Annotated in this window: 1 protein-coding gene; it reads right to left on the reverse strand. The window is 70.1% G+C overall.

Annotated features, from left to right (window positions below):
* A partial coding sequence (locus IVB42_RS36320; protein ID WP_247471993.1) for an Ig-like domain-containing protein occupies positions 1–1,053 on the reverse strand: 1,053 nt, incomplete at both ends.

Here is a 1,053-nt window from a genome sequence, read left to right on the forward strand (position 1 = left end):
GAGGCTGACCGTGGTGCTCCAGCTGCCATTGCCCTGCACGACGGCGGTGCCGATCGGCGTGGTGCCGTCGAGGATGGTGACGCTGGCGCCGGCGTCGGCGACGTCGACCGTGCCGGTGATGGTCTGGCTGGCCTGGTTGACCGGTCCGCCGGCGCTGGTGATCGCAACCGTCGGCGCAGTCGTGTCCAGGGTGAAGCTCAGCGCGGAGGTGGTCGAGCTGTTGCCGGCGGCATCGCTGAACTGCGCCGCGATCTGCCTGGTGCCATCGGCTCCGAGATCGCCGGCGGTCACCGTCAGGCTGACGCTGCCTGCCGTCACGTCAGTGGCCGTGATCACATGCGTGACCGGATGGGCCAGCGGCGAGCCGCCCAGCAACAGCTGCACCGTATCGCCGACCGCAGCCGTCGGGGTCAGCGCCACCGTGAAGGTCGGCGCCGTCGCCGACGTGAGATTGTCCGTGTTCGAGGTGCCGGTGTCCGAGCCCGCCGTCAGGTCCGGCGTGCCACCGCTCGGCGCCGCCGTGTCGAGGGTGAAGCTGAGCGAGGCCGAACCAGTGTTGCCGAAGCTGTCGGTCTGGCTTGCGACGATGGTGTGCGATCCATCCGCCAGCCCGCTCGGGAGGAACGACCACGCGCCTTGCACATCGGTGGTCGCCGTGGCCGCGACCGGAGTGCCGTCAATGGTGAAGTGCACCACGGTGTTGGCAAGCCCGGTGCCGCTCAGCGCCGGGTTGGCGGTGACGTGGTCGATGGCCGAGCTGCCGGTGTCGACGGTGAGGGTCTCGGTCACTGTCGGCCCGGTGGTGCTGAGCGTGTAGACCACCGCGCTGCTGGTGGCGGTGTTGCCGGCGGCATCGTTCACCCGTGCGGTCAGCGAGTTGCTGCCGTTGTTGAGGCTGACCGTGGTGCTCCAGCTGCCATTGCCCTGCACGACGGCGGTGCCGATCGGCGTGGTGCCGTCGAGGATGGTGACGCTGGCGCCGGCGTCGGCGACGTCGACCGTGCCGGTGATGGTCTGGCTGGCCTGGTTGACCGGTCCGCCGGCGCTGGTGAT

Source organism: Bradyrhizobium sp. 45, assembly GCF_023073155.1.
Taxonomy (GTDB): Bacteria; Pseudomonadota; Alphaproteobacteria; order Rhizobiales; family Xanthobacteraceae; genus Bradyrhizobium; species Bradyrhizobium canariense_D.